General features: G+C 69.2%; 12 protein-coding genes and 1 pseudogene. 7 read left to right on the top strand and 6 right to left on the bottom strand.

The window, feature by feature from the left end:
- Window positions 1–201 precede the first annotated feature (201 nt).
- The 3 genes and pseudogenes from kdpF to QQY66_RS40385 all read left to right on the top strand — a co-directional run bounded on the left by kdpF (window position 202) and on the right by QQY66_RS40385 (window position 3047).
- Window positions 202–291, top strand: a complete 90-nt coding sequence (gene kdpF / locus QQY66_RS40395) for a K(+)-transporting ATPase subunit F (RefSeq protein ID WP_301985366.1) — start codon at window positions 202–204, stop codon at window positions 289–291.
- A 10-nt stretch (window positions 292–301) separates the two neighbouring features.
- Window positions 302–451 (top strand): annotated as a pseudogene (locus QQY66_RS40390) (winged helix-turn-helix domain-containing protein); the annotation flags it as partial.
- Between the two features lie 31 nt (window positions 452–482).
- Complete coding sequence (locus QQY66_RS40385) at window positions 483–3047, top strand: sensor histidine kinase KdpD (RefSeq protein ID WP_301985365.1); 2565 nt, start codon at window positions 483–485, stop codon at window positions 3045–3047.
- Between the two features lie 11 nt (window positions 3048–3058).
- Here the strand turns inward: QQY66_RS40385 and QQY66_RS40380 are convergent, their stop codons facing one another.
- The 5 genes from QQY66_RS40380 to QQY66_RS40360 form a co-directional block, all read right to left on the bottom strand.
- A complete protein-coding gene (locus QQY66_RS40380) occupies window positions 3059–3478 on the bottom strand; it encodes a hypothetical protein (protein WP_301985364.1) in 420 nt (139 codons plus the stop codon).
- Window positions 3479–3552: 74 nt separating this feature from the next.
- A complete protein-coding gene (locus QQY66_RS40375) occupies window positions 3553–4278 on the bottom strand; it encodes a TrkA family potassium uptake protein (protein ID WP_301985363.1) in 726 nt (241 codons plus the stop codon).
- Entirely contained in the window at window positions 4271–5644 is a 1374-nt protein-coding gene (locus QQY66_RS40370) for a TrkH family potassium uptake protein (RefSeq protein ID WP_301985362.1), read from the bottom strand. The genes QQY66_RS40375 and QQY66_RS40370 overlap by 8 nt, the downstream gene beginning before the upstream one ends.
- A 167-nt stretch (window positions 5645–5811) precedes the next feature.
- Complete coding sequence (locus QQY66_RS40365) at window positions 5812–6849, bottom strand: SPFH domain-containing protein (protein WP_301985360.1); 1038 nt, start codon at window positions 6847–6849, stop codon at window positions 5812–5814.
- A gap of 4 nt (window positions 6850–6853) precedes the next feature.
- The gene (locus QQY66_RS40360; protein WP_301985359.1) at window positions 6854–7285 is read right to left on the bottom strand and encodes an NfeD family protein; all 432 of its coding nucleotides are present in this window, start codon (window positions 7283–7285) and stop codon (window positions 6854–6856) included.
- 535 nt (window positions 7286–7820) lie between these two features.
- Here QQY66_RS40360 and QQY66_RS40355 point away from each other — a divergent pair.
- Window positions 7821–9368 carry a sodium:alanine symporter family protein gene (locus tag QQY66_RS40355; protein WP_301985358.1) on the top strand — a complete coding sequence of 516 codons (1548 nt, stop codon included), beginning with the start codon at window positions 7821–7823 and terminating at the stop codon, window positions 9366–9368.
- Window positions 9369–9531: 163 nt separating this feature from the next.
- Here the strand turns inward: QQY66_RS40355 and QQY66_RS40350 are convergent, their stop codons facing one another.
- Window positions 9532–9825: a hypothetical protein gene (locus tag QQY66_RS40350; RefSeq protein WP_301985357.1), complete on the bottom strand. Its 294-nt coding sequence runs from the start codon at window positions 9823–9825 to the stop codon at window positions 9532–9534.
- An 84-nt stretch (window positions 9826–9909) separates the two neighbouring features.
- Between QQY66_RS40350 and QQY66_RS40345 the strand changes: the two genes are divergently transcribed.
- From QQY66_RS40345 to QQY66_RS40335, 3 genes are all read left to right on the top strand, one after another.
- Entirely contained in the window at window positions 9910–10938 is a 1029-nt protein-coding gene (locus tag QQY66_RS40345; RefSeq protein ID WP_301985356.1) for a sigma-70 family RNA polymerase sigma factor, read from the top strand.
- 252 nt (window positions 10939–11190) lie between these two features.
- Window positions 11191–12105 carry an ABC transporter ATP-binding protein gene (locus QQY66_RS40340; RefSeq protein ID WP_301985355.1) on the top strand — a complete coding sequence of 305 codons (915 nt, stop codon included), beginning with the start codon at window positions 11191–11193 and terminating at the stop codon, window positions 12103–12105.
- Entirely contained in the window at window positions 12102–12872 is a 771-nt protein-coding gene (locus QQY66_RS40335) for an ABC transporter permease (protein WP_301985354.1), read from the top strand. Before QQY66_RS40340 ends, QQY66_RS40335 begins: the two co-directional genes overlap by 4 nt.
- Window positions 12873–12874 lie beyond the last annotated feature (2 nt).

Here is a 12874-nt window from a genome sequence, read left to right as displayed (position 1 = left end):
TCAGGAAAGCGTCAAGGAAGCGGCCGGGGGCGTAAGAGCCGTGTCAACGGTGGGTAAATCGGCGTTGCGGCGGGTTACTTCTAGAGGTCCGTTCCTTCCGAATCTCGTCTAGGAGCTCGCGATGGCCAATGTGGCCTTCGTATGCGCCACGGTCGCGGTGTTCGCGCTGGCGGCTCTCATTGCCCGGGGGGTGGGACGGCTGTGAGCACCGAGAACATCGTCGGGCTGGTCGTGGCCGTGACCTTGCTGGGCCGTCTGGTCCTCGCGCTGATCTTTCCAGAGAGGTTCTGAGCACGGCGCGGGGCGGCTGGGCAGCCAAAGGCATCTGCTCCAGGAGGTGTGGGGACCCTCGTACGAGACACACACCGACAACCTGCGGGTCTACGTGACACGCCCGCGGCGCAAACTGGAGGCAGACCCATCGCATCCACGCCACCTCATCACCGGGCCGGCCAGCGCAGAACGATCGGAACCCCTGAACCATGGCACGCGGCAAGCTTCGGATCTACCTCGGTGCGGCGCCGGGCGTCGGCAAGACCTACGCGATGCTGTCGGAGGCGCACCGCCGCGTGGAGCGCGGCACCGACTGTGTGGTGGCCTTCGTGGAGCACCACGACCGGCCGCGTACCGAGGTGATGCTGCACGGCCTGGAGCAGATCCCGCGCCGGGAGCTGACGTACCGGGACGCGGTGTTCACCGAGATGGATGTGGACGCCGTATTGAAGCGCCGCCCGGCCGTCGCCCTGGTGGACGAGCTGGCCCACACCAACGTGCCCGGCTCCCGGAACCCCAAGCGGTGTCAGGACGTCGAGGAGCTGCTGGAAGCCGGGATCGACGTCATCACGACCGTCAACATCCAGCACCTGGAGTCGCTCGGCGATGTCGTCGAGTCGATAACCGGCGTACGGCAGCGGGAGACCGTACCGGACGAGGTGGTCCGTCGCGCCGACCAGATAGAGCTGGTCGACATGTCACCGCAGGCGCTCCGCCGCCGGATGGCGCACGGCAACATCTACAAGCCCGACAAGGTCGACGCGGCCTTGTCGAACTACTTCCGGCCGGGCAATCTGACCGCGCTGCGGGAGCTGGCGCTGCTGTGGACCGCGGACCGGGTCGACGAGTACCTGCAGCAGTACCGCGGGGAACACGACATCCGCTCCACCTGGCAGGCCCGCGAGCGGATCGTCGTCGGGCTGACCGGCGGCCCTGAAGGGCGGACCCTGATCCGGCGAGCGGCCCGGCTGGCGGAGAAGGGCGCGGGCGGCGAGGTGCTGGCGGTCTACGTCTCCCGCAGCGACGGGCTGACCTCCGCCTCGCCCAAGGAACTCGCCGTACAGCGCACCCTCGTCGAGGACCTGGGCGGCACCTTTCACCAGGTCGTCGGCGACGACGTACCGCAGGCGCTGCTGGACTTCGCCCGGAGTGTCAACGCCACCCAGATCGTGCTCGGCGTCAGCCGCCGGCGCGCCTGGCAGTACGCCTTCGGGCCCGGGGTGAGTGCCACGGTGGCCCGCGAGTCCGGGCCGGACCTCGATGTCCACATCGTCACCCACGAGGAGGCCGCCAAGGGACGCGGGCTGCCGGTGGCGCGCGGCGCCCGGCTCGGCCGCTCCCGCATCATCGCCGGATGGCTGGTCGGTGTGGTCGGCCCGGTGCTGCTGACCCTGCTGCTCACCTCGGTGTGGAACACCCGGCCCGCCGACGACGGGCCCGGCTTCGCCAACGAGGTGCTGCTGTTCCTGACCCTGACAGTGGGGGCCGCACTGCTCGGCGGGCTGCTGCCCGCGCTGGCCGCGGCCACGGCCGGCTCGCTGCTGCTGAACTACTTCTTCACCTCGCCCACCCACACCTGGATCATCGATGATCCGGCGAACGTCCTCGCCATCGTCGTCTTCTTCGCGGTCGGTGTGTCGGTCGCCTCGGTCGTGGACCTGGCCGCCCGCCGGACCCACCAGGCCGCCCGGCTGCGCGCCGAGTCCGAGACCCTGTCCTTCCTGGCGGGCAGCGTGCTGCGGGGTGAGGACGGTCTGGAGGCGCTGCTGGAGCGGGTGCGGGAGACCTTCGGCATGGAGTCGGTGGCCTTGCTGGAGCGGAGCGGCGAGGTCGAGCCGTGGACCTGCGCGGGCAGAGTCGGGGCGGCCCGTCCGATCGAGCGCCCGGTGGACGCCGACGTCGACATGCCGGTCGGCGACCACCTCGTACTCGCCCTGTCCGGGCGGGTGCTGCCCGCCGAGGACCGCCGGGTGCTGGCCGCCTTCGCCGCCCAGGCCGCCGTCGTCCTGGACCGCCAGCGGCTCAAGCAGGAAGCCGGGCAGGCCCGCGTACTGGCCGAGGGCAACCGGATCCGCACCGCGCTGCTCGCCGCCGTCAGCCATGATCTGCGGACTCCGCTGGCCACCATCAAGGCCGCGGTCACCTCGCTGCGTTCCGACGACATCGAATGGTCCGAAGAGGACCAGGCGGAACTGCTGGCGAGCATCGAGGAAGGCACCGACCGGCTCGACCACCTGGTGGGCAACCTGCTGGACATGTCCCGGCTGCAGACCGGCACCGTCACACCGCTGATCCGCGACGTGGACCTGGACGAAGTGGTGCCGATGGCCCTCGGCGGCGTTCCCGAAGGCTCCGTCGCCCTGGAGATTCCCGAAACCCTGCCGATGGTCTCGGCCGACCCCGGGCTGCTGGAGCGGGCCGTCGCCAACGTCGTGGAGAACGCCGTGAAGTACGGCCCGGAGAACGAGATGGTGCTTGTTTCCGCCAGCACGCTCGGCGACCGGGTCGAGCTGCGCGTCGTCGACCGCGGGCCCGGTGTACCCGACGAGGCCAAGGAGAGGATCTTCGAGCCGTTCCAGCGGTACGGGGATGCGCCTCGCGGCGCCGGGGTCGGTCTGGGCCTCGCGGTGGCCCGCGGTTTCGCCGAGGCCATGGGCGGCACCCTCGTCGCCGAGGACACCCCCGGCGGCGGCATGACCATGGTCCTCACCCTCAAGAGCACGCCAGGACGTCCACCCGTACCCCCCGACCTGCCCGCCCACTTCACCTCGTAACGGCCGGGAACTCAGGAGCGCGCGTCGCGGTCCCCACCAGTCGTGATCCGCCGGTACGCGCCGCGGGCGTTGACGAGGCGGGCGATCACCGTACCCAGCAACGCCGCGACCATCAGGAAGGCGAGCCGTCCGGCGTCCGGATACCCCTGCCACGCAAGCTCGCCCTGCGGGGGCACCGCGAAGCCGTTGAGGAACAGCCAGCACACCGCGGCGGTGCCCGGCGCCGCGGCGAAGCGGGCGCACACTCCCAGCAGCGCCGCCAGGACGCACAGCACAAGCAGGGCGTGCAGCGGGTCGGTGAGCCCGTTCGCCGCGCTGAGCACCCCCACCGTCAGCAGCGCCCCGATGAAGGCCGCCACCCAGACGAAGGGTGTGGGGACAGGCTCGGGTACCGGCCTGACCGCAGCTCGCAACGGTCGCCACTCCACCATGAGCGCATCCTTCCCCGCGTCACCTGCGCTGCTCCCATAAGCAAAGAGCAGCGATACGGCGGCTCGCGGTTCACTCAGCTGAGTTCGGCGAAGGACTCCACATCGTGGATCTTGCCGGTGACGACGATGACGTCCCCTTTCTCTATGACCGTCTCGGCGGTGGCGTAGGTGAAGCCCTCGCCGGGCCGCTTGATGCCGACGACCGTCACCCCGTACTTGCTGCGCACCTGGCTCTCTCCGAGTGGCATACCGGTGGAAATGGCCGGGGCGACGGTCTTCACCAGGGCGTAGTCGTCGTCGAACTCGATGAAGTCGAGCATCCTGCCGGTGACCAGGTGGGCGACGCGCTCGCCCATCTCGTGCTCGGGCAGCACGACGTGGTGCACGCCGAGGCGTTCGAGGATCTGGCCGTGCTGGCGGCTGATGGCCTTGGCCCAGATGTTGGGCACGTTCACGTCCATCAGGTTGGAGGCGATCAGAATGCTGGCCTCGATGTCGGTGCCGATACCGACCACGGCGCTGCTGAACTCGTGCACGCCGAGCTGGCGCAGCACCTCGGGGTCGGTGCAGTCGGCGACCGCGGTGTGGGTGAGATCGTCGCTCAGCCTCTGGACGAGGTGGGGGTCGGTGTCGACGCCGAGGACATCCCAGCCGCGCCGCATCAGCTCATGAGCCAGCGAGCTGCCGAAGCGGCCCAGACCGATCACGGCCACACGCTGGTCACCATGACCGGCGGCAGCAGCGTGCCCCGCGAGGCGCTTGCGGCGGCGCCGGCGCAGCGAGTGCAGAAAGTTAGCCAATGACGGGTCGCTCCTCGGGTAGCTCGTAGCGGCGCTTCCGCTCGCGCAGGGCAAGCGCCGAAACCAGGGTGACCGGGCCGAGCCGGCCGACGAACATGAGCACGATGACGATCAGTCGGCCGACGGTCGGCAGGTCAGCGGTGATACCGGTGGACAGCCCCACCGTGCCGAAGGCCGAGACCGACTCGAACAGCACCTCCTCGAAGGGCTCGTCGACCACGGCGAGCAGGGCGAGGGTCGCCGTCATCACGAAGCCCACGCCGGCCAGCGCCACGGTCAGCGCCTGCCGCAGCACATGCGGTGCGAGCCTGCGGCCCATCACCGAGGACGTGGGCTCACCACGCACCTCGGCGAACATCGCCGCACCCAGCACCGCGAAGGTGCTGACCTTGATGCCGCCCGCGGTGCCCGCGCTGCCGCCGCCGATGAACATCAGCATGCAGGTCAGCAGCAGGGTCGCGTCCGTCATCGCCCCGATGTCGACACTGTTGAACCCCGCTGTTCGGGACATCGCCGAGTGGAAGAAGCCTGCCAGGATCTTCTTGTGCCAGTCGAACGGGCCCAGCGTGCCGCCGTTCGTCCACTCCAGCACGCATGTCAGCAGCGTCCCGGTGAACAGCAGCACGGCGGTGGTGATCACCGTCAGCCGGAAGTGCAGCGACCAGCGACGCCGGCCCGTGGCGCGGGCCCGGTTGCGGTGCCGCAGCAACTCCAGCAGCACAGGAAAACCGATTCCGCCGAGAATCACGGCCACGGCGATGGGCAGCGTCACCCACGGATCCTGCGCGTACTTCGTGAGGCTGTCGGCGTGCAGGCCGAACCCGGCGTTGTTGAACGCCGACACTGCATGGAAGAAGCCCAGATACGCGGCATCCCAGATGGACTCGCCGTAGCCGAAGCGCAGCCGCAGCGCCAGCACCGCGCCCACCGCGAGTTCCACCGCGAGCGTGCATCCGGCGACCCCGAGCAGCACCCGCCGTACATCCCCGATGTCCAGGCTCTTGGTCTCCGCCTGCGCGGTCAGCTGCATCCGCAGCCGCAGTTTCCCGGAGATCAGCAGGCCAAGCAGCGAGGCCATCGTCATGATGCCGAAGCCGCCGATCTGGAACAGGACGAGGATCACGCCCTCGCCGAAGCCGCTCCAGTACGTGCCGGTGTCCACCACGACCAGTCCGGTCACGCACACCGCGGACGTGGACGTGAACAGCGCCGTCACCGCATCGGCGCTCCGGCCGTCCTCGGTGGCGACGGGCAGCATCAGCAGCACCGTCCCCAGCAGGATCACCGCAGCGAAGCCCATGACGACCGTACGAGCAGGGTGCGCGGCCAGCAGTGACTGCCACACCCGCACCGCGCGTCCCGCCACACCCCGGCCTTCCTGCTTGCCAATGTTCCGTCAAGGATCCATCAGCATCTGGTCAAGATCCAGCGGGCCACCCTAACCGAGGTCGGCCTCGGTACAACCGGGCGGGAGGGGCACGATCGGTGGGCGGGCCGACGGTGACGTTATGGATCGGCGATCGTCGCCCCTGGTCAGCGTGGGGGGTTGGACGGGAGGGTGTCAGAGGCGACGCCCTCGGCCTTGGCTGCGTCGGCGAGGGCCGCGGCGGCGGCTTCTGCGGCCTGAGCCTTGTCGTTGGCGGCCTGGGCAATCATGTCGTCCGAGGGCTTCTCGCGGGTGGCCGGCGACTGCGGCAGCACCTCGCTGAAGGCGCGGGACACACCCTGGAGCGCGGCAGTGACCTCGCTGGGGATCATCCAGAAAGTGCTGCCCGAGCCCTGCGCGAGTTGGGGCAGCATCTGGAGGTACTCGTAGGCGAGCAGCTTGGGGTCGGGATCGTTGCGATGGACGGCCTGGAACACCTCGTCGATGGCCCGGGACCGGCCCTCGGCCTGGAGGATCGCAGCGGTACGGTTACCCTCCGCGCGCAGGACGGCGGCCTGCTTGTCGCCTTCAGCGGTGAGAATCTGCGACTGGCGTTGCCCTTCGGCCCCGAGAATCGCGGCCCGCTTGTCCCGCTCGGCCCGCATCTGCTTCTGCATCGCGTCCTTGATGGACTGCGGAGGGTCGATGGCCTTGATCTCCACCCGGTTGACCCTCAGCCCCCACTTTCCGGTGGCCTCGTCCAACACGCCACGGAGCTGGCTGTTGATGGTGTCCCGCGAGGTGAGCGTCTTCTCCAGGTCCATGGATCCGACGACGTTGCGCAAGGTGGTCACGGTGAGCTGCTCCACCGCCTGAAGGAAATTCGCGATCTCGTAAAAGGCCGCTCGCGGGTCGGTGACCTGGAAATACAGGACGGTGTCGATCTCAACGACCAGATTGTCCTCGGTGATCACCGGCTGCGGCTTGAAGGAGACGACCTGCTCCCGCAGATCGATCACCGGATGGACGCGGTCGATATAAGGGATCACGAGGCTGAGGCCGGGATTCAGGGTCCGGTGATAGCGGCCGAGCCGCTCGACATTACGAGCGCGCGCCTGGGGCACGATACGGACCGCCCGCACCACGGTGAACACCGCGATCAGCGCGACGATCAGGCCGGCAATGAGGAACGCCGAGGTTTCCATGGCTTCAGTCCCGTGGGTAGACGATCGCGGTGGCGCCGCTTATCTCCATGACGTCGACGGTCTTTCCAGCAGGAATCACCAGCGTCTCGTCGTAGGCGCGGGCCGTCCACTCCTCACCGTCGATACGGACCCTGCCGCCCAGGCCCGTCACCTCGGCAACGACATGGGCAGGCTTGCCGACCAGTGCGTCCACACCGAATCGCGCCGCTTGAGGCTGGAGCACGTGGCGCACCGCAATGGGGCGCACGAACACCACGGTGACCGTAGCGACGATGGTGAATACCAAGAACTGGAAGGGCAGCGGCAGCCCCACCGCGGCAGATCCCGCCGTGACCAACGCGGCCGCACTCAGCATTCCGAGCGCAGCAGTAAGAGTGAAGATCTCCGCCGCAGCCAACACGGCTGCGATGATCAACCAGATCAGCCATGGATCCATTGCGTGCCTCTTGCCTCTTCTGACCGATGCGGGCGCGAAAGGCCTGACTCCCACCATTGGACCCCGATATGGGACAGCCGCGATACCCCTGGGACAAGGAACTTGCCGAACGAGCGGAGGTGTACTGGCGCAGCGCACCGTGAGCGACCACTTCACGCCATGACCACAGGATCCCGCCGTGCCAGTCGTCCGGCTCCCCTGATCCCCGGGCAAGGCCGGTCCGGGCGCAGCTCAGGGGCATACGCAGGTGGCAGTGGAACGTCCAGGCTGGGCTTCAGGTGACCTGTCAAGCCGTTTTCAGGCTGCGTTCCTCAGCGGACGCTCAAATCCGGATAACGATCGCATTGCCGCCCCCTGAGATTTGTGCCACAGGGGCATCTTTGTGCGACTTGGGTCACTCGAGACCGCGCCCAGAGCGTGATAGGACTTCCCAATTCCTTCATGGGACGACCTTTGCCATGCGCACACCGTCCCTTTACCCATCCCCCCACTGCTGCGCCGCGCCAGCACGTCCCGCTCCACCGAGGTAGACCACATGTCACTCGAGTCCGTCACCACATCCATCGACGACGCCGTCAGCGATTTCTTCGAGCCCGTCGCCACCAACGTCGGCAAGGTTGTCTTCTACACCGTGCCCGTCGGCGACACCGACCTTCCGCTCATCGTCGCCTGGCTCGTGATCGCGGGCCTGATCTTCACCACCTGGTTCGGGCTGATCCAGGTACGCAAGTTCAAGCTCGCCATCGACGTCGTACGCGGCAAGTACGACGAGGAGGGCTCGCCCGGTGAGGTCAACCACTTCCAGGCGCTGACCGCCGCCGTCTCCGGCACCGTCGGCCTCGGCAACATCGCCGGTGTCGCCATCGCCGTCTCCATCGGTGGCCCCGGCGCCACCTTCTGGATGATCCTGTGCGGCCTGCTCGGCATGGCGAGCAAGTTCGTCGAGGTCACCCTCGGTGTGAAGTACCGCGAGGAGCATGAGGACGGCACCGTCTCCGGCGGTCCGATGCACTACCTGCCCAAGGGGCTCGCCGAGCGCTTCGGCAGCGGTGGCGCCAAGTTCGGCAAGGTGCTCGCCGTCCTCGCCTCCGTCATGATCCTCTTCTTCGGCCTCTTCGGCGGCAACCTGTTCCAGACCAACCAGAGCTACGCGCAGGTCGCTTCGAACTTCGGCGGAGAGGACGGCTTCATGGCCTCCTCAACCGGTGCCGTCCTCTTCGGCCTGGTGGTCGCCGCGCTGGTCGGCCTGGTGCTGCTCGGCGGTATCCGCTCCATCGCCTCGGTCACCAGCAAGCTGGTCCCGGCGATGGCCGGCATGTACATCGTGGCCTGCCTGGTCGTCATCCTGGCGAACGTCACCGCGGTACCCGACGCGGTCCAGGACATCCTCAAGGGCGCGTTCGAAGCCGACGGTGTCGCGGGCGGTGTGATCGGCGCCCTGATCGTCGGCTTCCAGCGCGCCGCCTTCTCCAACGAGGCCGGTCTCGGCTCGGCCCCGATCGCCCACTCCGCGGTCAAGACCAAGCATCCCGCGAGCGAGGGCCTGGTCGCCCTGCTGGAGCCGTTCATCGACACGGTCATCATCTGCACCATGACCGCGCTGACCATCGCCATCGCCAACCCGCCCAGCTGGGCCGAGGCCCGCGAGGGCAACGCGGACGAAATCGGCGGCGTCACCATCACCTCCGACGCCTTCGAGACCGTACTGCCCTGGTTCCCGGACCTGCTGACCGTCGCGGTGCTGCTGTTCGCCTTCTCCACGATCCTGACCTGGGGCTACTACGGTCTCAAGGCGTGGACGTACCTCTTCGGCAAGAGCCGGACCAGCGAGATCGTCTTCAAGGCCATCTGGAGCGCGTTCGTCGTCCTCGGCTCCCTGCTCTCCCTCGACTCGCTGATCAGCCTGGCCGACTCGGCGCTCTTCCTGCTGTCGGTGTTCAACATCATCGGCCTCTACCTGCTGGCCCCCGTGGTCAAGCGGGAGCTCAACTCCTTCCTGGACTTCGTCCGGGGCCGCGAAGCACGGGCCGCCGTGGGCGGCGGGGACCCCGCGGACGAGCGGGAGTCCGCCAAGGTCGCCTGACCCCCGCACCAGCCGTTTCGGCATGTGGGCCGCCTGTACGCAGCTGGACGGCGACGACCTCGCCGTCCAGCTGCCCTGGGCGACGAAGCCTGCCAATTCGCCGGCCTGCGCAGACAGTTGCTGCACGTCATAGGAGCGGCTGCCGTCCGCGGGCACCAGTTCGTCAGTGAGTCGCAGCGGCGGTCCGCCGGACCTCTTCGAGGCGGTAGTCGAAGGGCACTGCGCGCACCCAGGTGGGGCACACGGTGTTGGCCCGCAGCCCCGGCCCAGCAGGCGTCGTACCCCCTACGCCGTCCCCGTCCCCGTCCCGATCCGCGCCCCCGACCGCCCCGCGGCCGGCGCCCCGCACCCCGTCCGCCGAACCGTCGCCGCGGCCCTCGCTCCCCCTGCCCGGCGACGACGTGCTGCCCAGCACGGCTCCGCTGCCCGGCAACGATGCGAACACGTTGGACGCCACCCCCTCCACAACCGCCGCTACCGGACGGTAATGTCGCGCCCCGCCGGACGCACGTGGCCGGCGGGTGAGCGCGAAGGGGCCCTCATGGCGATGGACATGCCCGCGGAGATACAGGCGGCCCACGACCGGTGGGAGCGCATGTGGACGCACCGTGAGCAGCTGATCAAGGTGGCCCGCCGCAGGTCGATGTCCCTGGAGGACGCCGAGGACGCCGTGCACGAGGCGATGCTGCGCGCGGCGGAACGCCCCGACCTGGACGACGAGCGGCTCGCCGCCTGGCTGACCACGGTGACGATACGGCTGTGCATCGACCGTTACCGGCAGGTCAGCCGGGAGGCCGAGGTGCGCAGCAGCCCGACGCTGATCGCTCCCGGACCGGTGCCGGTCGAGGAGGCGGTGTGCGACCGGGCCGAGGCCAGATGGCTGGCCGTGCGCAGCGGGGAGCTGCCCGCGCGCCAGGCGGAGGCGATCCGGCTGAAGTCGGAGGACCTGGACGTGAGCCAGGTCGCCGTGCGGATGGGCCTGAGCTATCGGACGGTCGAGTCGCTGCTGGCCCGGGCCCGCCGGACGCTGCGCAACTCGCTGGCCGGCACGCTCGGCCTCGCGCTGTTCCTGTGCGGCCGGGGCAGGCCGCGGGCGAGTCATGCCCAGGCCCTGGCGGCGGCCTCGACGGCGGCGACTGTGGCCGTGGCCGGCTTTGTGCTGCCGTACGCCGACGACTGGGACGGACAGGGGGCGGCGCCTCGGGTCGCCGTCTCCCCGGTGCCGGAGGCGTGGCAGCAGCCGGACGACGAGGGCCGGGCGACGGCTCCGGGCGGGCGCGAGACCCCGGACGCCTCGACCGCCGCCGCCCCGGAGGCGAGGCGGACGCCGGGCGACCGGTCACTGCTGCCGCTGTCCGTGCCGCCCCTGCCGAAGATCTCCGCGGCACCGGACCTGGCCGCTCCCGAGGTGCCTGACGTGCCCGACGTGCCGGAACTCCCGACCGTCCCGGACGTGCGCGACCTGCCGCGAACCGCACCCAACGCTCCCACCCTCCCCGCCACCCCCGAGACTCCGGACACACCCCCCATGCCCTCCGCTCCCACCACGCCGGTCGACACGCTGCCATAGCCCCGCTCAGCCCATCCGAAAAAAGACGCGCGCGACCTGCCGCGAACCGCACCCAGCGCTCCCACCCTCCCCGCCACCCCCGAGACTCCGGACACACCCCCCATGCCCTCCGCTCCCACCACGCCGGTCGACGCGCTGCCATAGCCCCCCGCTCAGCCCGTCCGAAAAAAATTCGCGTCCGCCGCGACGGACGCCCCGCCCCTCCCCGTAGAGCAGATGTCAGGGCTGCTCCACGGCTGAAGGGTGAACCGGATGGGTGTCGAGATCTGTGTGGAAGGGCTGACCAAGTCCTTCGGTCACCAGGTCATCTGGCAGGACGTCTCACTGACGCTGCCCGCCGGGGAGGTCTCGGTCATGCTCGGCCCCTCGGGCACGGGCAAGTCGGTGTTCCTCAAGACGCTCGTCGGACTGCTCAAGCCGGAGCGCGGGTCGATCACGGTCCAGGGCCGGGACATCACCAAACTGCGTGAGCACGACCTGTACGAGGTGCGGAAGCTCTTCGGCGTGCTGTTCCAGGACGGCGCGCTGTTCGGGTCGATGAACCTGTACGACAACATCGCCTTCCCGTTGCGCGAGCACACCCGCAAGCCGGAGAGCGAGGTCCGGCGGATCGTCCTCGAGAAGATGGACATGGTCGGTCTGATCGGCGCCGAGGAGAAGCTGCCCGGCGAGATCTCCGGCGGTATGCGCAAACGGGCCGGACTGGCCCGGGCGCTCGTCCTCGACCCGGAGATCATTCTCTTCGACGAGCCGGACTCGGGGCTGGATCCCGTGCGCGTCGCGTATCTCAACCAGCTGATCGTCGACCTCAACGCCCAGATCGACGCGACCTTCCTCATCGTCACGCACGACATCGCCTCGGCCCGCCAGGTCCCGGACAACATCGGACTGCTGTTCCGCCGCGAGCTGGTGATGTTCGGGCCGCGCGACCGTCTGCTGACCAGCGACGAACCGGTCGTACGGCAGTTCCTCAACGGCAGGATGCAGGGGCCGATCGGCATGGCGGAGGAGAAGGACGCCGCCCAGGTCGAGCAGGAGCTGGCCGAGATCGGCGAGGTCACCGACCCGGAGCACCTCACGCCCCGGCTGCTGCCCAGCCCGGGTATCCCCCGCCCGCCCCGCTGGCAGGCCATCGCCCGCCGGGAGGAGGAGGTGGCGCACGCATGAGTCTCAACCCCGTCGGCGCGCTGCGCCACTCCGGCAGCCTGTTCGCGATGGCCCTGGACGTCGTACGGACCGTCCCCAAACGGCCGTTCCAGATAAGGGAGTTCATCCAGCAGGCCTGGTTCATCGCGAGCGTCACGATCCTGCCGACCGCCCTCGTCTCCATCCCCTTCGGCGCGGTCATCGCCCTCCAGATCGGCAGCCTCACCCGGCAGCTCGGCGCCCAGTCCTTCTCGGGCGCGGCCTCCGTCCTCGCGGTGCTGCGCGAGGCCTCGCCGATCGTGACCGCCCTGCTGATCGCGGGCGCCGGCGGCACGGCGATCTGCGCGGACCTCGGGGCGCGGAAGATCCGCGAGGAGATCGACGCGATGCAGGTGCTGGGCATCGACCCGATCCACCGGCTGGTCGTGCCGCGCGTGCTGGCCTCGATGGTGGTGGCGGTGCTGCTCAACGGCCTGGTGTCGGTGGTCGGGGTGGCGGGCGGCTATTTCTTCAACGTCGTTCTCCAGGACGGCACACCGGGCGCGTATCTGGCCTCGTTCACCACCCTCGCGCAGCTCTCGGACCTGTGGGCGGCCGAGTTCAAGGCGCTCGTGTTCGGCGCGATCGCCGCGATCGTCGCCTCGTACAAGGGACTCACCGCGAAGGGCGGCCCGAAGGGTGTGGGCGACGCGGTGAACCAGTCGGTGGTGATCACCTTCATGTTGCTGTTCGTGACCAACTTCGTGATGACCGCGGTGTACTTCCAGGTCGTTCCGCAGAGGGGCTGAGC

The sequence above is a fragment of the Streptomyces sp. DG2A-72 genome (assembly GCF_030499575.1).
Lineage (GTDB): Bacteria > Actinomycetota > Actinomycetes > Streptomycetales > Streptomycetaceae > Streptomyces.
Note: the sequence above shows the minus strand (reverse complement) of the source record. Positions and strands in the feature narration are given on the sequence as shown.